Source organism: Aequorivita vladivostokensis (assembly GCF_000952855.1).
Classification (GTDB): Bacteria; Bacteroidota; Bacteroidia; order Flavobacteriales; family Flavobacteriaceae; genus Aequorivita; species Aequorivita vladivostokensis.
The window spans coordinates 244,616-266,691 of record NZ_JSVU01000001.1 but is presented as its reverse complement, the minus strand read 5'-3'; the positions used below and the strand labels follow the sequence as shown (position 1 = coordinate 266,691).

Below are 22,076 nucleotides of genomic sequence, written 5' to 3'. Positions count from 1 at the left end.
TGCACGCATAAGAAACCTTCTTACAATATTATAAAAAATTCATAACATTATCATAAAATTCGTCGGGATTTTCCGCGTGCAGCCAATGTCCGGCGTTCGAAATGGTGCCTATTTCGGCTTTTGGAAAATGTTTTTTAATCAAAAGCTCGTCCATCGGTTCCATATAACCACTTTTTTCACCGCCCAAAAAAAGTGTATCGCCTTCAAACACAGTATTTTCGGGAAGAGCGACGCCTACTTCTTCAATTTTTTCAGAAAGTACGGGCAGGTTTATGCGAAGCGCCAATTCTTTTTTGGTCTTTCGGTATAGATTTTTCAGAAGAAATAATCGCGTGCCCTGATCCTTTATATATTCCGAAAGGATATCCTCCGCCTCGCCGCGTGATTTTATGGTTGAAAAATCTAAGGCCGAAAGCGCTTTCAATATATCCTGATGATGCGGCGGATAGGCTTTGGGCGCAATATCTGCAACTATCAGTTTTGAAACCTTTTCAGGATAGGTTACGGCAAACTGCATCGCAACCTTGCCGCCCATGGAATGGCCGAGCAGGATTATTTCCTTTAAATCGTGCTCATCGCAATATTTTTTTAAATCCTCGGCCATTTTTTCATACGAAAATTCCTCGCTGTGAAAACTGCGGCCGTGGTTGCGCTGGTCCAACAGATGAACCTCATAGCCGTCATCGGCCCAGCGCGTGCCGAGGGTTTTCCAGTTATCACCCATGCCGAGAAAGCCGTGAAGGATTACAAAAGGTTTGCCGGAGCCTAAAATTTGGGAGTGTAAGACCATTAATTCAATTTTTTTAAATATTCCGAAATCACTTTTTCCAACCCATCATAAAGCGCCTCACTGATAAGGGCGTGGCCAATGCTCACTTCCAATAGATGCGGAATGTTTTCCTTAAAAAACGCAACATTCTCCAAAGAAAGATCGTGGCCCGCGTTGATGCCCAAATTCAGTTTATCTGCGAGAACTGCACATTCCGTATAAGGTTTTACGGCTTTTTTATTTCCCAAGGCATATTGCTTTGCAAATTCTTCGGTGTAAAGTTCAATTCTGTCGGTTCCGGTTTCGGCGGCGCCTTCAATCATCTTTAGGGTTGGGTCCACAAATATGGAGGTGCGGATCCCGTTTCGTTTAAATTCAGAAATAATTTCCTTTAAATAATCCTTGTGTTTCACCGTGTCCCACCCCGCGTTGGAAGTAATGGCATCCACGGCATCGGGAACGAGGGTAACCTGGGTAGGTTTTATCTCCAAAACCATTTTCGTGAAATTGTCCATCGGATTGCCCTCAATATTATATTCCGTAGTAACAATGGCTTTTAGATCATAGGCGTCCTGGTAGCGTATGTGGCGTTCGTCGGGTCTTGGGTGGATGGTGATGCCCTGTGCGCCAAACGCCTGAATGTCCTTTGCAACCTGCAACAGATCGGGCACGTTACCGCCACGGGCATTGCGCAGGGTGGCTATTTTATTTATGTTTACGCTTAGTTTTGTCATGAAAAAAGGTTTCAGTTTTCTGTTATCGGTTAACAGTATTTTTGTGCTCCAATTCCCCCTTCGGGGGCTTAAGGGCTTTTTTTAACAAAAATACAAACCTTCCAAACGCTAATGAACCTTTATTTTAAGTAATTTGCGTTAAAAATTTATTGCAATGGAAACCCTGAACTACATCATTAACGATATTGAACCGTTCGACATTTCTTCTAAAGTAAAGGATGTACAGACGGTTTTCAACCAACTTACCTATTCGCACGTACCCGTGGAAAAGGACGGACATTTTATAGGTAGCGTTTCTGAAAATGATGCTTACTGCTTTGACAACTCCAAGACACTCAACGATTTTCAATATGCCTTGGAGCCCTTCCACGTATTGGAAGACACCAATTGGCTGGACATTCTGGAGGCCTTTGCGCTTCATAATAGCAACATTATGCCGGTTTTGGGCGCCGATAACAACTATTTGGGATATTATGAACTGGGCGATATAATGAGTCTTTTCAACAACACGCCTTTCTTGAACGAAACGGGAGGAATTATTGTGGTTGAAAAGGGAATCCAGGATTATTCCTTTAGTGAAATCTGCCAAATTGTAGAATCAAACGGAACCCGTATTTTTGGGCTGTTTATTTCAAAAATTGAAAACGACAGCGTTCAGATTACGGTAAAAGTGGGCCATACCGCAATGAACAGCATTGTACAAACTTTTAGAAGATACAAGTACAATGTAATCAGCCATCACGAAGAGGATAAGTTTTTGGAAGATTTAAAGGAGCGGTCTGAATATTTGGACAAATACCTTAATATATAACTGTAGGGAAAGAGCACCAACGATAACACCAACAGCATTTATATGAAAATAGGCATTTACGGACAATTTTATCACGAGAATTCTGAAATCTATATCCAGATGTTGCTCGATGCACTGCAGAAAAGAGCGGCGGAAGTAGTGATTGAGGAGAACTTTCTGGGCATCATTAACCAAAATCAGGATATCACAAAAAACTTTTCCGCCCTTTCTACCTTTACCGAATTAGATTCCAGTTTTGACCTTTTTTTTAGCATTGGTGGAGATGGAACCATATTGAAAGCCGTAACCTTCGTAGGTGATTTAGGCATACCGATCGTGGGTATTAATACGGGCAGATTAGGGTTTTTGGCCACCATTCAAAAAGAGGAAATGACCGAAAGCCTGAACCAGATACTGGAGGGGGAATATTCCATTTCGGAACGGAGCCTGCTCACCGTAGAAACTTTTCCGAAGAGCAGTGAAATCCAACCTTTAAACTTCGCCTTAAACGAAGTAGCCGTAAACCGAAGGAATACCACTTCCATGATAAAGGTGGAAACTTTGGTGAATGATAAATATCTTACTTCATACTGGTCTGACGGTCTTATTGTAGCTACACCTACCGGCTCCACCGGCTATTCCTTAAGTTGCGGCGGCCCAGTGATAGCTCCTGATGCAAACAATATAGTACTTACGCCCATTGCTCCGCACAACCTAAATGCCCGACCCTTGGTCATTCCAGATTCCAGTACCATTTCATTAAAAGTCTCGGGACGCGAAAACACTTTCTTGGTTTCCATGGATTCTCGCATCGCGACCCTTGCCAACGAGACCGAAATTATCATTAAAAAAGCGCCTTTTACCATCAAATTATTACAGCTGCACGATGATAGTTTCATAAAAACCTTGCGCAAAAAACTTTTGTGGGGCGAAGACAAGCGGAACTAAACAATAAAATCCATCAAAATTTGTTAATCAACTGAGACAACTTGGCTCGCAACAATGTCAAGCCAAGTTTATTGTTATATTTGCAAACTTTTAAAGTATATGAAGTATTTCGCGACCGTATTTTTAATACTCTCAACAGCATTCTATGCACATTCCCAGACCTATGAAATAGGCGGGATTATCGGGGGCGCAAACTACATTGGCGATGTAGGGAAAACCAATTTCATAAATCCAAACACCTTTGCCGCAGGCGGCATTTTTAAATGGAACCGAAGTGCACGGCACTCCTTTAGAGGTTCTGTAATGATCGCAAAAATAAAAGGAGACGATTCCAAAAGTTCCAACAACCGCAGAAAAGAGCGTGGCTATTCTTTTGAAAATACGGTGAAGGAGGTTTCCATAGGCCTTGAATACACCTTTTGGGAATTTAACGTCCACGCACAGAAAGCCATATCCACTCCTTATTTATATACCGGGCTTACTTATTTCTGGTACGATGCCCTATATAAAAGAGGAAATGATGCAATAACCGATTATGACGGCGCCAGCAGTGTGGCAATTCCGATAGTGCTAGGATATAAAGCCAATATGGGCCAAAACGCAATGGTGGGTTTTGAAATTGGCGCACGCTACACCTTTACGGATAATCTGGATGGCAGCAACCCCGTGAAGGGACTGGCAGAGAGAGAAGAGCTAAAATTTGGAAATACAAACAGCGACGATTGGTATGTTTTTACTGGCATAACCGTTACTTTTGCATTCGGAAGAAAGCCTTGCTACTGCAACTTTTAAGTGAGAATGGACAACAAAGACCAAATAGACAAAGACAAACTCCCCCAGCACCTTGCCATAATTATGGACGGCAATGGGCGCTGGGCAAAACAGAAAGGTCTTTTCCGCTCCATCGGGCATGAAAATGGCACAAAGGCAGTTCGCGAAATAGTAGAGGGAAGTGCGGAAATAGGAATTCCCTTTTTAACGCTTTACGCCTTTTCAACAGAAAACTGGAACCGCCCAAAGATGGAGGTAGAACTATTGATGAAACTGCTAGTTTCTTCCCTTAAAAAAGAAATAAAAACCCTTACCGACAACGACATAAAACTAAATGCCATCGGCAATCTTGAAGCCCTACCCAAAAAAGCACATAAAGAGTTGCTTGACGTGATTGCTAAAACCAAGAACAACAAGCGAATGACCCTTACGCTCGCATTAAGTTACGGTTCAAGGGAAGAAATTACAAAAACAATAAAAGAGATTAGTCTTAAAGTTAAAAATAACCTAATTTCGCCGCATGATATTGATGAAACGGTAATTAATAATCATCTTTACACGCAAAATTTACCAGATGTAGATTTATTGATCCGCACTAGTGGCGAGCAGCGCATTAGTAATTTTCTACTTTGGCAAATAGCGTATGCCGAGTTGTATTTTACTGAAACACTTTGGCCGGATTATACAAAAAACCATCTTTTTGAAGCAATATTAAATTATCAAAACAGAGAAAGAAGATTTGGAAAAACCAGTGAACAACTTAATCAATAGTTCCCTATTGCATACATACAGAAAATCTTATTGTATTTTACTATTTACAATACTTTCCGTTTTTACACTACAGGCACAGCAAAAAGAACTCGACAGCGGAAGAAAATATACCATAAATGAAATAAAGGTTACTGGAGCCCAAAGCTTTAACGAACAGACCGTGATTGCATTTACCGGTCTAAAAAAAGGTGACCGCATCTACATTCCGGGTGAAAAATTGAGCCAAGTAACCAAAAAACTATGGGAACAAAATCTCTTTAGTGACATCGCATTTTATGTTACCAATATTGAAGGCGACAATGTAGATTTAGAACTCTATATCGTGGAACTGCCAAAACTCAATGAAGTTGAAATAAACGGCAAGAAAATACGAAAAGCAAAGAAAAAGGAGATCATTAAGGACAATGATCTTAAGGCCGGGACCAAAATTACAGAAAACCTTCTCACTACCACCAAAAATTACATCACAAACAAATATAAAAAGGACGGTTTTTTTAATACCGAGGTGACCATCAATACCATCCCACAGACCGATTCGGCGGGTGTAGAGGGTTCACAAAATATGGTTATTACAATCGATAAGGGAAAACGCGTAAAAGTCAAGGAAATTAATTTTAAAGGAAACGAGCAATTTACCAACGGTAAACTGCGGCGTTCCATGAAAAAAACAAAACGCAAAAACTTTATCCGTTTTTGGAAACGTTCAAAATATACCGAAGAAGGTTTTGAGGAAGACAAAGAATCCATCCTAAAAAAATATAAATCAAACGGCTATCGCGATGCCCGCGTTATTAGCGATACCTTGCGCGTTCTCGACAAAAAGAATGTAGCCTTGGATATTACACTTGAAGAAGGCGACAAATATTATTTTGGCGATATTAAATTCATCGGAAACAGTGTGTTTACCGACAACCAATTACGTCAAATACTTGGAATTAAAAGCGGTGAGGTTTACAACGGTGTATTGCTGCAAGAACGCATTCAAGATGATACCGATCCAGAGGCCAACGACCTTACCAACCTTTACCAAAACAACGGATACCTCGCCGCGCGTATAAATCCTGTGGAAGTAGCTGTGCGCAATGACACCATCGATTTCGAAATACGTATTATGGAGCGTAATTTGTTCTATTTTGACCACGTAACCGTGGTAGGAAACGACCGTACCAACGATCACGTAATTTATAGAGAATTAAGAACGCGTCCCGGCCAAAAATACAGCAAGCGCGATGTGGTAAGAACCATTCGCGAATTGGGCCAATTGGGTTTCTTTGATCCGGAGCAGCTTTCCCCCAACTTCAAAAAAGTTGATGAAAATAACGGCTTGGTTGATTTGGAATACTCGGTCGTAGAAAAAGGTTCCAGCCAGATAGAGCTTCAGGGAGGCTATGGCGGAGGCGGATTTGTAGGAACGTTAGGGCTCTCATTCAACAATTTTTCACTTCGAAATATTTTCAACCTAAGTTCATACAAACCTTTGCCAATGGGTGATGGCCAGAAGCTATCCATCCGGGCCCAGGCCAGTAGTTATTACCAGACCTATAGTCTATCGTTGACCGAGCCTTGGTTAGGTGGAAGAAAACCGGTACAATTGTCCACCTCGTTTTCGCACACCATTCAGAATTTTTACGATTACAGTAACCGACGGGCAGATAAATCCAGAAGCTTTACCATTACCGGAGGTTCGGTAGGCCTTGCCAAAAAGGTAAAGTGGCCAGATGACTACTTTGTATGGTCCAATGCCATCAGCTTCCAGCACTATAATTTGAATAATTACAACACAGGCCTGTTTACCTTTGGCGATGGTTATTCAAACAACCTGGCATATACTATCGGCATAAGCCGAAACAACACCGCCACCAATCCTATTTATCCTACACAGGGATCCGACTTTAGCATTACGGCAAAGCTCACGCTTCCCTATTCTGCCTTTAACAATGTAGATTATAAGGCCCTTTCCAATGAAAGAGCGCTACTCGAGCAAACCCCACAGGACGACCCGGAGTATATTGATGACCGCAAAAGAATTTCACAGATAGACCAAGAACGTTTCAAATGGCTTGAATACTATAAAATTAAATTTAAGGGAAGCTGGTACACGAGACTTGTGGGAAAAATGGTTCTTAGAACGAATACTGAGTTCGGTTTCTTGGGAGCCTACAATCAAGACCGAGGAGTGCCACCTTTTGAAAGATTTTTCGTAGGAGGTGACGGTCTGGGCGCCTATAGTTTGGATGGCCGTGAAGTGATACAATTGCGGGGGTATCCCAACCAGTCTCTTTCTGATCAGGACGGAAATACGATTTACAATAAATTTTCGTTAGAGGTAAGATATCCAGTAACTTTGGCCCAGATGGCATCCATTTATGTGCTTGGGTTTGCCGAGGGGGGAGCGTCTTATGACGGCTTCAGAAATTATAATCCTTTCGAACTGAAACGTTCCGCTGGCGCAGGATTGCGTATATTTATGCCTGCGTTCGGACTTTTAGGTATCGATTTTGGCTATGGCTTCGACCCAGTTTTAGGCGGAACCGAGAAGAACGGATGGGAGACCCACTTTATCATTGGGCAACAATTTTAAAAACTGGCACGATATTTTCTTAAACAATAACCAAATAATATGAAGACAAAAAAAATACTATTTTTTACCTTTTTCCTTTTTTGCTTCACCTTTATGGCTGAAGCTCAAAGAGGCGTTCGTATAGGATATATTGATATGGAATATATCCTGGAAAGTGTTCCCGAGTACAAGGAAGCATCCATTCAATTGGAAGGCAAGGTACAACGGTGGAAACAGGACATTGAAAAGAAGCAGAAAGAGATAGACCAAATGAAGCTGAACCTTGCAAATGAAAGAGTGCTGCTTACCAAAGAACTTATTGATGAGCGCGAAGAGGAGATAAAAATCAAGGAAGACGAAATGCTTCAATACCAGCAGGATCGTTTTGGGCCAAATGGCGATTTGATGATCCAAAGAAGGCAATTGGTACAGCCCATTCAAGATCAAGTTTTCAATATAGTACAGGAAATTGCAGAGAATAAAAAGTACGATTTCATCTTTGACAAATCTGCAGACGTAGTGATGCTCTTCGCAGCAAAGAGAAACGATATTAGTGACTTAGTACTGCGAAGCATTGAGCGGGCAGGAAGAAGAGTTCAGGCAGCCAACAAAAAAGAGCAGCGCGAAATTGAGCGACGTGAGGCACTTTCATCTGAAGAGGAAGGCGCTATTACCGAAAGAGAAAAAGCAATCCAAGAAAAGCAGGAAGAGCGCGAAAAATTAGTAGAAGCAAAAAAGACAGAACGCGAGGAAATGATGGCCCAGCGCCAGAGAGAACGCGACTCCATCCGCGCCGCGAAAAAAGCTGAATTTGAGCAACGCAGACAACGTTTGATCGAAGAAAGAGAGCAACGAAGAGATTCCATCCTGAATGCCCGCCAAAACAGAAACAATGCTTCAGAAGGAAGAAAAGATGGTGAGGAAGGTGATGGCCAAGAATAAATTTAATTTCCAAAACAAGTAATCAACACCCTTAAACAGATAACACTTAAATTAAATACACTTACAATGAGAAAAATGAAAATAGTTTTAATTGCAATGACACTATTCGTGGGAGCAACAAGTTTTATGAACGCCCAGTCCAAAATTGCACACATTAACGCACAGGAACTAATCGAGGCTATGCCCGAATATAAAGCGGCCCAAAGCCAATTGGAAAAAGTGCAGAAAACTTATGATACTGAAATCAAGGCAATGGCAAAAGAGCTAGAAACCAAGATGAAACAGTATGACACTGAAGCTGCGAGTAAAACTGATGAAGAGAATCAAAAAAGATTTCAGGAAGTTCAAGGAATGCAGGACAACATTCAAGCGTATAGACAACAAGCGCTTCAGGATTTAGACAAAAAAAGAACGGATATTTTTAAGCCTATTCTTGAAAAAGCCCAGAATACTATTCAAAAAGTTGCAAAAGCACAAGGATACCAGTATGTGTTGGATTCCACTTTGGGTAGCGGCGTAATCCTTGCCGACGGAAAAGATCTAATGGCCGATGTGAAAAAAGAATTGGGAATGTAATTCTTTCTTCAAAGAAATTTAAAAACTGCCCGCTTCTGCGGGCAGTTTTTTTATGTGCCATTTTGAACATATTGGCTACATTTACGATATGAAAAAAAACAATCCCATTGGTATATTCGATTCGGGCGTGGGAGGTTCTTCCATTTGGAAGGAAATCAACAAACTTCTGCCGCTGGAACATACTATTTATCTCGCGGACAGCAAAAATGCGCCCTACGGTAACAAGACCGCAGAGGAAATTACAAATTTGAGCATTAAGAACACCGAGAAATTATTGGCGTTGGGCGCAAAAATAATTGTAGTGGCCTGCAACACCGCTACTACCAATGCCATTGCTACTCTTCGGAAAAATTATGACATTCCAATTATCGGAATAGAACCAGCCATAAAACCCGCCGCGCTACAGACCACCGCGAAAAGCATCGGCATTCTGGCCACCAAAGGAACCCTGAGCAGCGCCCTTTTCAGCAAAACTACCCGGGAATTTACCAAAGATATAAACGTGGTCGAAATTATAGGCGAGGGTCTGGTGCCGTTAATTGAAGCGGGGAATCTTGACGGTCCCGAAATGGTTTCGCTATTAAAGAAACATACCAAGCCGATGATTGCCGCAAATGTAGATTATGTGGTTTTGGGTTGCAGCCATTATCCCTATATAATCCCGCAGTTGAAAGCGATCCTTCCCGATAACGTAACAATAATCGATTCGGGGGAGGCAGTGGCCAGACAAACCAAAACCGTACTGCAAAGTATGGATATGCTTCGGGACGAGAATACCGCGCCCAAACTTCAGTTTTTTACAAATGCCGAAACCGACACCTTAAAATTTCTCCTGAAAAATTATTCTGAAAAAATTTCCGTGGAGAAAAAAGAGTTCTAATTCACTCTTTAAACCAAGAAGAATACATCACATAGTTATTGGCGATACGTTCTATTTCGCCTTTGGTAAGCTCTGGACTGATATCCTTAATTTTTCTTGCCGGAATCCCCGCGTAAATGCTTCCGCTTTCAACCCTTGTGTTTTTTGACACCACTGCCCCGGCTGCTATTATGGTGTTGCTTTCCACCACGCAATCGTCCATCACAATGCTTCCCATCCCAATTAACACGTTATCATGAATAGTACAACCGTGCACAATGGCATTATGGCCAATGGAAACATTATTGCCAATGGTGGTGGGAGAAGTTTTGTAGGTGGCGTGAATAACCGCACCGTCCTGCACATTTACCTTATTGCCCATTTTAACGAAATGCACATCGCCGCGAATCACAGCGTTAAACCAAACGCTGCATTCATTGCCCATTACCACATCACCAACAATAGTGGCGTTTTCAGCAATAAAGCAATCTTTGGGAATTTCTGGATGTTTTCCATTTACGGGTTTTAATATCATCGGTTGTAATTTGTAGTTCTTTGTAAAATTAGAATAACTTAATTGTGACGTTTTTATAGGGTATTTAGGGAGTATCTATGAGGTAGAGTCGGCATAACGTCGGCTTAGAGTCGGCATAGAGATGGCATAGAGATGGCTTAGGGCTGAAAAAAATTAAATTTCAAATCTCTTGGAAAGGCACTAAAGCGTGAAGGATATTCGGCTTCCAATTGAGCTATAAATATACAGCATCACACTTGTGTTTCCAAATAAATTTTTAGCCAAAATAAGCTAGCAATTCCTTCTTTCGCGAAGGGCTAACCATTATTTCCTTCCCGCTGGAAAGTACTACGCTCCCGCCCTTTCCTTTTTTGTATTCGGTTATTTCGTTCACGTTTACCAAATAAGATTTGTGAACGCGAGCAAAACCGTTTTCTGACAGGGAATCTTCAAAATATTTTAGCGTCTTGCTTACCAATCGTTTTCCTTTCTTTAAATAGATCTGCGTATAGTTATCATCTGCTTGACAATAAAGGATTTCTTCCATTTGAAGCACTTCAAAACCGTTTTGCAGCGGAATGGTTATTTTGCCAGCCACTTGTGTTTGCAGTGGCTTTAAAATTGAATTTTGAAGACTGTTTTCCTTAGCTTTTATTTCTGAAACATAATCAACGGCCTCGATCAACTTATCTATGGAAATGGGCTTCAGCAAATAATAGGAAGCGTGTGCATTCAGTGCATCAATAGCATAGTGGTTGTACGCCGTTACAAAAACGGTCTCAAACTGGCGGTCACCAACCTTGTCTAACAAATCGAACGCATTGCCAAAAGGCATTTCCACATCGAGAAAAACCACATCCAAATCATTATTTCGAATCAGAACCAGGGCTTCATCCACATTCCCCGCCTCGCCCTTTAGAGCGATGCTGGGACAATACTTTGCCAGATAATTTTTAAGGATTTCCCTGCTGGTTTCCTCGTCTTCTACTATTATTGCGTTTAGTTTCATCAATCTTTCTTTAAAATCAGTTCCACGCGGGTACCTTCGCTGTTCTCGAAAACATTCGCTACGGTTACGTCCACTTTGTCTTTGTACATTTCGTTTAAGATAGCAATTCTTTTTTGCGTATTGCCCATTCCCTTGGACTTCTGCTTTTTTTGGTTTTCGGTTTTGAATTCTTTCGACTTAGTACGGCCAATACCATCATCCTGAATAATTATTTTAACGGTTTTGGCATCTATTTTTTTAAAATTAATCTCCAGCAAACCTTTTTCCTCCTTGTACCGAAGCCCGTGCCACACGGCGTTTTCCACGTAAGGCTGAAGCAGCATGGGTGGAATGACGAATTCGTTTAAATTAATCGTTTCATCTACCGAAAATTTATAGTCGAATTTATCCTTAAATCTAAAATGTTCCAACTTCACATAAAGTTGCAGCAGTTCGATTTCCTTTTCCAAGGGAATAAAATCCTCTTCGCTATTTTCCAAAACCGATCGCATTAGCAATGAAAAATCCGTAAGGTATTTATTGGCCGCGCGCTCGTCATTCACCGCAATAAAACTGTTTACCGAGTTTAGGGCGTTAAAGATAAAGTGCGGATTCATTTGCGACCGAAGCGACTTTAACGCCAAAAGATTATTGGCAAATTTTTGCTGTTTCACATTTTTATACTGCGTGTAGGCGGCAAAAATCAACAATAGCACAATAAGCACAAGCGAAATGATGACCCACTTTTGAATCGTGGCATTTCTCTCCACAAGTTCTTGGTTTTCAAATGCGAGCTTGTATCGGCTTTCGTTGAGCTTCCTTTCGTTTTCAAGGCTTATAATGCGGTTTTGCTTCTGCGTAATTTCCCTGTTGAAACGTGCAGCTTGGCTAATTTCCTGTTCCTTTTTCACATAAAGCTCATCTACAACCTCCACATAGCGTTGATAGCTCTCGGTAGCCTTATCAAACTCCCCGATGTCCCGATAAATTTCCGAGAGCTTCCGCACGGCATCTTTTTGCACCACTAGATCCTCATTTTTATCGGCCTCTGCAATACTCTTTTCAAGGTACGGAATGGCCTGCTCGTACTTTTCCTGCGCCACAAAGGCGTTTGCTATTTTGTAATTTTGGCGTTGGGGCGTAAGGGCCTCGTCCTCAACTTTGGCGGCCTTTCCCATTGCGTTCAATTCTTCCAGGGTTTCTTCCCGAAGCTGTATTTCCTTATCGTACTCGCGGTTTTGGTTATAAAAATCCGCAACTTTATTTTTTTCGGAAACGGCACGCTGCTTATTTTCCTTTTTGGCCAGCTTTAATGAATTGTCAAAATATTCCTCGGCTTCATTCAGGGCACCACTTTGCGCGTAGGCCTCTCCTATCTTGGAATTTAGGTTGGTGATTTTAGGTTTAATTTGGCTTTCCTTTGCTATATCCAGCGCCATCTGATAATTGAACACGCTTTTTATGGCGTTGCCCGTAGCTTTATAGGTATCGCCCAAACTCTCGTAAACTTCAACTTTTTGGTGGGCTGAGAGCGTTTGTTTTATTAAATTTTGAAGAGTAGTAATGCTTTCTTGATAATTCTTATTTTCTGCAAATGCCTTTGCCAATTTTATCGAGACATCACTATTCGGCGTATTCTGAAGGCTCCGTTTATAATTATCAATCGCAAGGTCGGGCTGTTTCCAAAACAAATTTATATCGCCTAAGGTCTCAAAGGCCTGCCTGTTTTCTTTCGCGGAAATGGTTTTGTCCCGCCCCGGTTCCAATGCGCGAGTTACATATTCAATACTTTTTTGGGCATCCTTTTTCAGAAAAAATCTGGCAGAATCCAAATACACCTTAAACCCAGCCTGTGATTTAAGATTAGTGCCTTTTGCCACGGATGATTCAATTTCTTCTTTGGCCTTTTCCACGCGAACGGTGATAAAATCGTTTTTCGTTACGGCATAATATACCGTTACAAAATCGTCACTTTTTATAATGAGTTCATCGCCAATTTTCGCAGAGATGGCAAAGCGTCCGGAAAGATTTGTAGTTGTGTATTGGCCGCCCAAGATTTCAACATTCACCTTGGCGATCGGTATGTTGGTTTCCCCATCCACCACTTCCCCCTTTAGCATAAAAGACTTATTATCCAATTGCCGATTTCCCTGCGAATAGGCCGCAACGGAAAAAAGAATCACAAATGCCGTAAAAATAAAAAGAGGGATTTTCATTTAAATTTTAAAACAGTAAACATACGCACTTTACCGCAATGCTTAAAATTACGATTTTCTGAAACAGCTCCCACTTTTGTGAAAAAAGAATACTTCACTCATCCAAAAAGAGCGCTGAGTAATTGAAACACATATTTGGGTAATGCGCACTTTATTTTGAAAAAATTTAATATCGCAATGCAGAAAATATCAAAAAGTGAAAAGTTTTGGAATAATATAAAAAATAGCCAACCGAAGCAAAGCTATCTATGTCAGCCTTTATCATTTCAAAATCATGTCACATAAAAAAGCCCGACACTTATAAGCTCGGGCTATTTTTAGGTTATATGAAAAATGTGCTTAGTTGATTGCCGGACAGTTACAATCATAAGGTTCTGGCCTGCCGCCCAAAAAGTCGTAACCTAGGGTGATTTGATGGAAGCCACCGCTTTCAAACTTAACATTTCCAGATTGGTAGGAATAGTTATAGCCAAACATAAAGTTTTTATAGTTTATACCCAATATTGGCGTAAACCACTGTAGCTTTTGAGCCTTTACCTCTTCTCCATTTAGATATTCTGCGCCATCCAGACTTCTTCGGTAGGACAATCCGCCCCATAGCTGGCCGAAATCCATCTTTCGATAGGCTTTGAAGTTTAAGTCCACGGCCTGTTCTCCCGTACGCTCACTCCATTGAAAGAGAATGGAGGGCTCATAGCTCCAGTCCGCTCCATATTGACCTATGGCATACGCGGCCGAAAGCAGGTACCTTCTTTGGTTATTAGATTCATACTTCTCGGTATAGATCGATCTGTTTTGGAAGATGAGATTCTTTACGGTGAAATGCGCCGAAAAATCAAGAAAGTTATACGAAAGGCCTGCATCAACATTGAAATAGGAAGTGCTCTGAATGATTCCGCTAATAACTGGATCAAAATCCGTAAGGTCAAACTGGGTCTCATCCAAACGGGATTGGGTCAAACCTACACTAAGACCGAAAGACAACTGATTTAAATCTGCTTCACTTCTCGAAAACATAATATGGTGGGCATAGGTTAGGTACCCACCTGTTTGGGAGTGATATCCATTTTTATCATTATAGAAAATGACGCCCACCCCCGATTGGTCTCCCAAACGCGCATTGAAGTTCAGCGTCTGCAGATTTGGGGCCTCGTTCTGATCAAACCATTGCTGGCGTGCGGACAAACGCAGTTGATTATGCGTGGCGGCACCCGCCATTGATGGATGCAATATATATAAATTATCCGCTAAATATTCTGAATAAACAGGAATACCATCTTGTGAAAAGCCATAAAGCGATACTATCAAAAGTAGGATTAGGGGAATTTTTTTAATGTTCATAGTCGGTATTTATCGTTTTAGGGTAAAGTGTCCTTTAAATTCTTTATTCGTTCCGTTTTCGGTATATTCCACTCGGAACCAGTAATCGCTAGATGGAAGCGGTTTTCCGTTATATGTCCCATCCCATCCTGTACCTAGTGGACTTAGTTGTTTCAATAGTTTTCCGAAACGGTCAAAAATATAGATTTTAGCGGTAGGATCGCCCGTGGCGATACCGATTATGTTCCAAGTATCGTGATAACTATCCGCATTCGGCGTAAAATATGGTGGATAGTCTATAACGCCAACTTCTATCGTAACACTTCCACAACCATAAATATCCTTAATGGTTATAGTATGATTACCAGGATCAACGTTTTCAAAAATATTACTGTCCTGGAAAGGCCCGCTATCCAACTGATACTGATACGTACCATCACCCGTTGCAATCACTTCAACAATCGGGTTGTCGGAAAAGGCTCCTGTTACCAAATTGGCCTCATAGGTAAAAGGTGGCGAGGAAACCGTAACAGTTGCAGTTGCAGAACCTTCGCAGTTAGTTGCTATTTCGGTATATGTAACCGTATATTCCCCACCTTGCAGCGCAATAATGGAAGGGCCGTTCTCGCCTACAACAATCACTCCGTTAAATTCCCACACAAAGGTATACAATGCTGGATCTAAACCGATGTCAATAACAGGAGGGGATGGACTTCCTTCTTCTTCGGCAATTGGATTTCCGTTTTCATCAACACACAAGCGGTAGTCGCCATCCAATAACACTTCGGGCAATTGCTCTACTTTAAGAATAATCTCCGCCACGGCATAGCACTGGGGAGTGTATGGATTGGCAGTATTGGTTACTCTAGCGTAAATTCGCTGTGGATTGATAATGTTTGTATATGGAAAGCTAATAACAGGGCTCCCCGCTTCTGCTGACTCTAGGGTTTCATGGAAAGTGACCTCATACACCGCGGGATCTTGACCAGCTAATATTTCAGCGTGAAGGTCGGCAACCTGTTGGCTTGTGAAATCTTCAAGATCGAATTCTGCAAAACCATCATTCGGAGCTACATTATCGCAGATTACAAAAGGTTCGGCAGGGGTAACCGCAACGGCACCTCTTTGAACAATCAATTCAAAACTTTGAACGCCACCTATTGCACATTCTGTTTCAGTATTAGTTATGCGCGGATAAATGGTCTGTGGGTTTATCGGATTATTGTTCACATCAACATTTTGATATGCGGTGGTATTCACAATAGGACGGTTGCCACTCTGTGCGTCGGCCGCGTTTAAGTGGAAACTTACCGTAAATGGAGGATCTGTTTGTTCACCTAAGATTTCATCCACTTTCGTCTCCAAGTTGAAAATTCCTATCTCACTGTCATCCGCAGCACAGATTATATAGTCGGAAACCACGGCAGTATCATCTGGCAATGGGTTCACGATAAGTTGTAATTCTACTATTTCAAAACATAGAGAAGATGGCTCAGTAACCCGTACATATATAGTCTGTGGATTGCTTGTATTTTCGTAGGCCGTAAGTTCTGGCGCTACTATTTCGCCATTCTCATTTACGGCATCGTCAAAGCTTTCATAATAACCGAGCGTCCAAACATTTCCATTAAGTATTTGCGATTCCCGAATGGTAAGATCAAAAAGCTCTGTTTCATCAAATGGGACTCCAAAATTATCATCGCAAAGCTCTATAGGGGTGGGAGGAACAGGATTTGGATTTTGTACCACTCTTAATGTAAGGGTGGTGAATGAAATACAACCTGTATTACTATCCTCGACGCGCACATAAACTATTTGCGGGTTGGTTATATTTTCGTACGCCGTATCTGGGTCTATTGCGTTTTCGTTATTTTGGGCATCAGCCGGGGTCTCAAAGTACCATACACCCTGCGTAAGTTCATCAATTGTTATCTCGCTGTTCTTTTCGGTAAGGTTAAAAATAGTTTTTCCATCAAATGGTTCTCCTAAATCATCACATTTCACCCAAGGTTGCGGATCGTTTATTGGCAAGCCAGTAGTTACAACCAAATCAAAACTACCTAATTTGAAACATCCCGTAGCATTATCGGTCAAACGCACCCAAATAGTTTGTGGGTTGGTAACATTGGTATATCTATCTGGCTGTGCAATCAAAGGAGTACCGGCAGTGGCATCAGCCTCGGTAAGATGATAGGTTAAGGTGAAATCATCCTGAGATTGGGTTCCATATATACCATCTCTCTGTTCGGTAAGATCGAAAAGGGCAAAGTCATCATCATCACAAGCTATAAGATCTGGCAAATCCTGAGGGACCTCCGGCGTTGGGTTTACTATTAAATCCAGGATGACAACGGTAAAACAACCGGTGCCCGCTGGCGGGTTAGCGAACGCCACCCGTACGTAGATGGGCTGATTATAAAGAATGATATTTTCGTACGGACTATTAAGGGGAAAGGCTCCTGTTGATGCGTCTAGTGGATTATCGTGATAGGTAACTATCAAAGAGGTATCTCCACCCTGTATTTCTGCCGTTTTGCTTTCAAGGTCGAAAAAGGCATCCCCATCATTATCAACATCACAAGCATATAAAGGAGTTGGTTGTACCGCTTCTGGGTTTGGATTCACAGTTATAAAGAAACTGAAATTATCCTCGCACAAATTCAGACCTGTAACGGTAACAAAAATTTCCTGCCGTGGTACTATCTCGTTTTGATATTCTGATGGATTGTCAATTGGGATATTATTGGTCTGATCGTTTTCATCTGCATAATACAATATTGTAAGGGATGTATCCCCATCTTGAATTGGAAGCGTATTCAGCGTCAAATCGAAAGTAGATTTGCCGTCCGTACTGGTACTGCCATTCACCTCGTCATCACAGGCCTCTAGATCGGCAGCAGGGCCGTGTGTTGGGAATTCGCTTACTACCAAGTCAAAAGGAGTTATTTTGAAACAGCCCGTAATCAAACTTTCCAAACGTACATATACAGTTTGGCCAGCACTTGGAAATGCATTGGCGGGATCGATAAAATTATTGTTCCCGGCCTGGGCATCCAAAATGTCTTCATAATACCTAATGGGTGCAAAATCGGCTCGATCTTGTATTCCAAATACAGCATCGTCCTGAATGGTAAGGTCAAAAATTCCTTGTCCGTTCCCATCTAAATCACATAGTTCATACGGATCCAAAAAGTTTCCATCGGGATCGTCCGGCAATGGAATGACGATGAGCTCCAGTTCCACAAGAGCAAAGCATCCCGTAATATTACCTTCCAGTCTCGCCCAGACCGAATCATTGAAAGGAATAATATTGGTATATAAATATGGAGCAAGTATTTCTCCTGGACCACCGGCTTCTGCTTCTGCCTGGGTAGGGTAGAATTTTACTGTTACGTTTTGTTCATTCCCCTCGATTGCAGCGATGCGTTGGCTAAGATCGAATTCTGCAAAACCTCCACCTTCATCACATAATTCCAAAGGTTGTGGTTGTCCTGGGGTAGGCAATGGATCAACAACCAGTGTTAAGGTGGCGAGATCTTTACAACCAAAGCCATTGGTAAGCCTTGCAACGACAGTTTGGGCATTGGTGATGTTCTGATATTCGGCGGGGTTTGGTATTGGGTTGTCCGCAATTTCATCTGCTGGAGTTACATACCATGTAACCGTAAGACCAAGAAGACCTCCTGAAACTTCTCCATCACGGGAGTTAAGGTTGAAAGTACTAATTTGATCATTCGGAGTACTGCCGTTTAAAGTATCGTCGCAAAGGTGATAATCTGCAGGTTCTATGGCCGTGGGCATTGGATCCACTATAAGTTGCAGTTCCACTATATCAAAACATCCTTGAGCGCCATTATTGGGGGAAGTATTGGCCGCAGTGCCTACCCCAAGAACATAAATAGTCTGGGCATTTTGGATTGCGTTTTGATAGGCACCGGGATTGCCTATGGCCAATGAAAAATCGGGCGTAGGGGTCAAAGCGGAGTTTCCAGCATCAATAGCGTCTTGTTCAATTTCATAAAAATAGAGATCGTACAGTAACGGATCAAGACCATTCAAGATTTCATCGCGTTTGGTTGTGATGAGGTCAAAAATTTCGTATCCATCATTGTTGTCATCGCAAATTCGATAGGGCGTGGGCTCGGTAAGCACTGGGCTGTCCCGCACTTCCAATGGCAATTCCACTATGGCGTAGCAACTGGTATTTGGACTTTCAACCCGTGCCCAAACACTGTCGTTGTATGGATTTAAGTTATTGTCATAAGGATCAAAAAGTTCACCTTCATCGGTTTGGGCATCCGAAAAAGTACGGTGATAGGAAACCACTAAAGTAGGGTCGCCATTGGTAATATCTGGATCTGCATCATGCAAGGTAAATTCAGTTATACCATCATTGTCCGAATCACAGACTATCAGTGGGGCGGGATTCATGTTTATAGCTGGAGGCACATCCAAAATTATCTCAAAATCGGTGGTATCAAAGCAACTTGGATCACTGTTACTTTGCACCCGAGCATATATGGTCATAGGGCTAACGGTAACCGTGTACGGTTGTGGCAGCGGGTTATTCCCGGTTCCAGCATCTGTAGGATTATCGTGATAACTAACGCCATATTGCAATGGGTTTTGCCCGTTTAAAATAGTTGTATTAAAAAGCGGTTGCAGATTTACTATTTCCTGGCCATCCTCATCTTGATCACATACGTAATATGGTGTTACAGGCTGGGTAGCCGTAGCGGAGGCAAAGGTGATTTCAAAAGAATCTATTGCATAGCAAGTTCCCGAAGGATCCTGTATTCGAACCCATATGGTTTCCGAAGCACCGACAATAGGATAAGCATTGGCTGGATTTATAGGATTAGCTCCTCCTTGGGCCTCTAGTTGGCTATGATGATAAGTAATTTGGAAATTTGGGTTTTGTCCTCCCAAAACTATTGGACTGTTCAATTCAAGGTTAAATACTCCGGGGTTTGAACCGTTGTCGCAAATATCCATATCCAGTGGCGGACTGGCTATGACGGGTTGGGGATAGGTTATTATTTCAAATTCCCGAATTTGGGGCGTTCCCGCTCCGAAGGTTATTGTAACCCTATAATCTCCAGCACCGGTTACGTTAATTGTGGGGAAATTACCGTTGAATATAGTAACGTAGCCAGTACCATCATCATACTCCCAAAGATAGTTTGTGGCGCCTAGGGCAGTTGCATCCAGCGTAAACTGATCTCCCTCACAACCGGTTTGAGTGGTTAAAATGCTACAGTCAGTGGTACCACTGCCGGGATTGCCGGCATTAGTCTGTTCCAATTTTATAAAGCCCGGACTCCGATTGTAATTAGTAATTAACAAAACATATATTTCACCGGGCTGCGCATTGAGAATGGTAAAGCTCTCTACCGGTTGTATGGAATAGCTACAATCAACTTCATTAAATGATTGTAATTGTGTATAATCGCACAAATCATCGCCTTGGGCAAATGGCCCCCAAGCAATAAAGTCAACGTCCAAACCTGTACCTGTAGGATTTCCATTAACATCGAAGGAAGTATTTTGAACTATTTGGAAATCCAACCTTCCAGCCTGATCAACTTGCAAATAAAACCATGCCGGGTAGGGCTGAGTGAACAAACAACCGTAGTCGGGACCCGGTTCTGCGGTCGCATTACAATTAGGATCAACATTGTTACAATTGGGAAAAATCAATGCTTGATTTCCAGCACAAAATGGTTCAATGGCAGCGCAGGTAGTACCCTGTCCAAAGGAAATTGCAACCGAAAATAATGCAAACAATAAGAGAAACAGTCTCGGGGAGTAATTTTTTTTCATAACGTTAAAAACATAAAATCGGGGGAAATTAAGAAATTTTTATGAATACCATTGGTTGAAATTCTTAAAAAAATAGGCTTTTGTTCAGCGTGGCATCCCCAAATTAGTTTTTCCGCACGCCAAATATTAAAATTTTTCAGCTAATACTTATCTACCAAAACCTCGGACCTTTATATGATAAGGATTTGTTAAGTTGCCAAATATATTGAATACATTGTTTTTCTTTTCATATTTTCGCACAAAATTCAAAGGGATGCCACAATTTAACATAGAAATTTCAAATACTTCAAGTCCCAAAATTGTTAAATTTATTGTTAATTCTTTCTTAACGCAATCATCCAGTTATGAATTCAATAATGTCGAGGAGGCAAAACCCAGTCCTCTGGCCCAACAGCTCTTTTATCTGCCTTTTGTGAAAACGGTCTTTATTTCACAAAATTTTATCGCCATTGAAAAGTATGATATTGTGGAATGGGAAGACGTTCAGCAGGAAATTGCCGATTCTATCCTTGAATATCTGAATACCGGCAATCCCGTGATCTCGGAACAACCTAAGGTGAAAAAAGTTCCGGTAAGTGTTTATGCCGAAACCACCCCCAATCCTAGTGTGATGAAGTTTGTGGCCAATAAAACGTTGGCAACCGGAACTTTTGAATTTAAAAGTAACGACGAAACCGCCCATTCGCCCCTGGCCAAGGAGTTGTTCACATTTCCATTTGTGAAAGAAGTTTTTATAAGCGCGAACTACGTTTCGGTTATGAAATATGATGTAGCGCAATGGCAGGATATTTCATCAGAACTGCGGGAATTCATCAGAAAATTTATCGAGGAAGGAAAACCTGTATTGAACGATGAAGTATTGAACGCTACAAATATTGCTGAAAATAAATCTACCTCAACAAATACTTCCCAAAATTCTCCCAAAGCATACACCGATCTTGAAAAGGAAATAATCTCCATTCTCGACGAATATGTGAAACCGGCCGTGGCAAGCGACGGCGGCCATATTATGTTTGATTCTTTCAATACAGAGACCAAAACGGTGAAGGTAATTCTTCAAGGGGCTTGCAGCGGTTGCCCATCATCCACGATCACTCTGAAAAACGGCATTGAAACCATGCTGAAGGAAATGCTGCGCGGCCAAGTACAGCAAGTGGTGGCCATTAACGGATAAGGTTTAGAAACTTCTCTTTTAACTTAATTTTCTGAAAATTAGCGCTTAATAATTGTAATTTAGGGGTTCACTGAATTTTAACCCAAAACCAAAAAATAATTATGGCAGTATTAAAAGTAATTGAAGTGCTAGCAAACTCTAGCCAAAGCTGGGAAGACGCTACCAGAAACGCAGTAAAGGAAGCATCCAAAAGCGTAAAAAACATACGCTCCGCCTATATAAATGAACAAACTTGCGTTGTGGACGGGGACAACATTACCCAGTTTCGCGTAAATGTTAAGATCACTTTTGAAGTGAAATAAGATTTTTATCGCTTAGACT

Annotated in this window: 17 protein-coding genes; 10 read left to right on the top strand and 7 right to left on the bottom strand. The window is 41.6% G+C overall.

What is annotated here, in order from left to right; genetic code table 11:
* Positions 1-28: 28 nt before the first annotated feature.
* Complete coding sequence (locus MB09_RS01175; protein ID WP_045079027.1) at positions 29-790, bottom strand: alpha/beta fold hydrolase; 762 nt, start codon at positions 788-790, stop codon at positions 29-31.
* On the bottom strand, positions 790-1,503 hold the full coding sequence (locus MB09_RS01170; protein WP_045079026.1) for a pyridoxine 5'-phosphate synthase: 714 nt from the start codon (positions 1,501-1,503) through the stop codon (positions 790-792). The genes MB09_RS01175 and MB09_RS01170 overlap by 1 nt, the downstream gene beginning before the upstream one ends.
* A 154-nt stretch (positions 1,504-1,657) precedes the next feature.
* On the opposite strand from MB09_RS01170, the gene MB09_RS01165 reads away from it, so the two are divergent.
* From MB09_RS01165 to murI, 8 genes are all read left to right on the top strand, one after another.
* Positions 1,658-2,314, top strand: coding sequence for a CBS domain-containing protein (locus MB09_RS01165; RefSeq protein WP_045079025.1), 657 nt, complete (start codon positions 1,658-1,660; stop codon positions 2,312-2,314).
* A 42-nt stretch (positions 2,315-2,356) separates the two neighbouring features.
* Positions 2,357-3,241 carry an NAD kinase gene (locus MB09_RS01160; protein WP_045079024.1) on the top strand — a complete coding sequence of 295 codons (885 nt, stop codon included), beginning with the start codon at positions 2,357-2,359 and terminating at the stop codon, positions 3,239-3,241.
* A 99-nt stretch (positions 3,242-3,340) separates the two neighbouring features.
* On the top strand, positions 3,341-4,033 hold the full coding sequence (gene porG, locus MB09_RS01155; RefSeq protein ID WP_045079023.1) for a type IX secretion system protein PorG: 693 nt from the start codon (positions 3,341-3,343) through the stop codon (positions 4,031-4,033).
* A gap of 6 nt (positions 4,034-4,039) precedes the next feature.
* Positions 4,040-4,783 (top strand): isoprenyl transferase, encoded by a 744-nt coding sequence (locus MB09_RS01150; RefSeq protein WP_045079022.1) that lies wholly within the window; start codon positions 4,040-4,042, stop codon positions 4,781-4,783.
* The gene (locus tag MB09_RS01145; RefSeq protein WP_045079329.1) at positions 4,764-7,364 is read left to right on the top strand and encodes a BamA/OMP85 family outer membrane protein; all 2,601 of its coding nucleotides are present in this window, start codon (positions 4,764-4,766) and stop codon (positions 7,362-7,364) included. Before MB09_RS01150 ends, MB09_RS01145 begins: the two co-directional genes overlap by 20 nt.
* Before the next feature lie 39 nt (positions 7,365-7,403).
* Positions 7,404-8,285: an OmpH family outer membrane protein gene (locus tag MB09_RS01140; protein ID WP_045079021.1), complete on the top strand. Its 882-nt coding sequence runs from the start codon at positions 7,404-7,406 to the stop codon at positions 8,283-8,285.
* 66 nt (positions 8,286-8,351) lie between these two features.
* Positions 8,352-8,861, top strand: a complete 510-nt coding sequence (locus MB09_RS01135) for an OmpH family outer membrane protein (RefSeq protein WP_045079020.1) — start codon at positions 8,352-8,354, stop codon at positions 8,859-8,861.
* Between the two features lie 88 nt (positions 8,862-8,949).
* Positions 8,950-9,741: a glutamate racemase gene (gene murI / locus MB09_RS01130; RefSeq protein ID WP_045079328.1), complete on the top strand. Its 792-nt coding sequence runs from the start codon at positions 8,950-8,952 to the stop codon at positions 9,739-9,741.
* Between the two features lies 1 nt (position 9,742).
* Here murI and MB09_RS01125 read toward each other — a convergent pair whose 3' ends face one another.
* From MB09_RS01125 to MB09_RS01105, 5 genes are all read right to left on the bottom strand, one after another.
* Entirely contained in the window at positions 9,743-10,255 is a 513-nt protein-coding gene (locus MB09_RS01125; protein WP_045079019.1) for a gamma carbonic anhydrase family protein, read from the bottom strand.
* A 256-nt stretch (positions 10,256-10,511) separates the two neighbouring features.
* Entirely contained in the window at positions 10,512-11,243 is a 732-nt protein-coding gene (locus tag MB09_RS01120) for a LytR/AlgR family response regulator transcription factor (RefSeq protein WP_045079018.1), read from the bottom strand.
* A complete protein-coding gene (locus MB09_RS01115; protein ID WP_045079017.1) occupies positions 11,243-13,438 on the bottom strand; it encodes a tetratricopeptide repeat-containing sensor histidine kinase in 2,196 nt (731 codons plus the stop codon). Before MB09_RS01115 ends, MB09_RS01120 begins: the two co-directional genes overlap by 1 nt.
* Positions 13,439-13,777: 339 nt before the next feature.
* On the bottom strand, positions 13,778-14,779 hold the full coding sequence (locus MB09_RS01110; RefSeq protein ID WP_045079016.1) for a PorP/SprF family type IX secretion system membrane protein: 1,002 nt from the start codon (positions 14,777-14,779) through the stop codon (positions 13,778-13,780).
* A 9-nt stretch (positions 14,780-14,788) separates the two neighbouring features.
* Complete coding sequence (locus MB09_RS01105; protein WP_045079015.1) at positions 14,789-20,581, bottom strand: T9SS type B sorting domain-containing protein; 5,793 nt, start codon at positions 20,579-20,581, stop codon at positions 14,789-14,791.
* A 253-nt stretch (positions 20,582-20,834) separates the two neighbouring features.
* On the opposite strand from MB09_RS01105, the gene MB09_RS01100 reads away from it, so the two are divergent.
* Both MB09_RS01100 and MB09_RS01095 read left to right on the top strand, forming a co-directional pair.
* The gene (locus MB09_RS01100; protein ID WP_045079014.1) at positions 20,835-21,755 is read left to right on the top strand and encodes a NifU family protein; all 921 of its coding nucleotides are present in this window, start codon (positions 20,835-20,837) and stop codon (positions 21,753-21,755) included.
* A 101-nt stretch (positions 21,756-21,856) separates the two neighbouring features.
* Positions 21,857-22,057, top strand: coding sequence for a dodecin family protein (locus tag MB09_RS01095; RefSeq protein ID WP_045079013.1), 201 nt, complete (start codon positions 21,857-21,859; stop codon positions 22,055-22,057).
* Positions 22,058-22,076: the final 19 nt, after the last annotated feature.

What these genes read in the sequence shown, in the direction of transcription:
- MB09_RS01160 (WP_045079024.1), top strand. Translation starts at nt 2,357, where the DNA reads ATGAAAATAGGCATTTACGGACAATTTTATCACGAGAATTCTGAAATC.
- MB09_RS01120 (WP_045079018.1), bottom strand. Translation starts at nt 11,243, where the DNA reads ATGAAACTAAACGCAATAATAGTAGAAGACGAGGAAACCAGCAGGGAA.
- MB09_RS01135 (WP_045079020.1), top strand. Translation starts at nt 8,352, where the DNA reads ATGAGAAAAATGAAAATAGTTTTAATTGCAATGACACTATTCGTGGGA.
- MB09_RS01095 (WP_045079013.1), top strand. Translation starts at nt 21,857, where the DNA reads ATGGCAGTATTAAAAGTAATTGAAGTGCTAGCAAACTCTAGCCAAAGC.
- MB09_RS01100 (WP_045079014.1), top strand. Translation starts at nt 20,835, where the DNA reads ATGCCACAATTTAACATAGAAATTTCAAATACTTCAAGTCCCAAAATT.
- MB09_RS01125 (WP_045079019.1), bottom strand. Translation starts at nt 10,255, where the DNA reads ATGATATTAAAACCCGTAAATGGAAAACATCCAGAAATTCCCAAAGAT.
- MB09_RS01115 (WP_045079017.1), bottom strand. Translation starts at nt 13,438, where the DNA reads ATGAAAATCCCTCTTTTTATTTTTACGGCATTTGTGATTCTTTTTTCC.
- MB09_RS01170 (WP_045079026.1), bottom strand. Translation starts at nt 1,503, where the DNA reads ATGACAAAACTAAGCGTAAACATAAATAAAATAGCCACCCTGCGCAAT.
- porG (WP_045079023.1), top strand. Translation starts at nt 3,341, where the DNA reads ATGAAGTATTTCGCGACCGTATTTTTAATACTCTCAACAGCATTCTAT.
- MB09_RS01140 (WP_045079021.1), top strand. Translation starts at nt 7,404, where the DNA reads ATGAAGACAAAAAAAATACTATTTTTTACCTTTTTCCTTTTTTGCTTC.
- MB09_RS01110 (WP_045079016.1), bottom strand. Translation starts at nt 14,779, where the DNA reads ATGAACATTAAAAAAATTCCCCTAATCCTACTTTTGATAGTATCGCTT.
- MB09_RS01165 (WP_045079025.1), top strand. Translation starts at nt 1,658, where the DNA reads ATGGAAACCCTGAACTACATCATTAACGATATTGAACCGTTCGACATT.
- murI (WP_045079328.1), top strand. Translation starts at nt 8,950, where the DNA reads ATGAAAAAAAACAATCCCATTGGTATATTCGATTCGGGCGTGGGAGGT.
- MB09_RS01150 (WP_045079022.1), top strand. Translation starts at nt 4,040, where the DNA reads ATGGACAACAAAGACCAAATAGACAAAGACAAACTCCCCCAGCACCTT.
- MB09_RS01105 (WP_045079015.1), bottom strand. Translation starts at nt 20,581, where the DNA reads ATGAAAAAAAATTACTCCCCGAGACTGTTTCTCTTATTGTTTGCATTA.
- MB09_RS01175 (WP_045079027.1), bottom strand. Translation starts at nt 790, where the DNA reads ATGGTCTTACACTCCCAAATTTTAGGCTCCGGCAAACCTTTTGTAATC.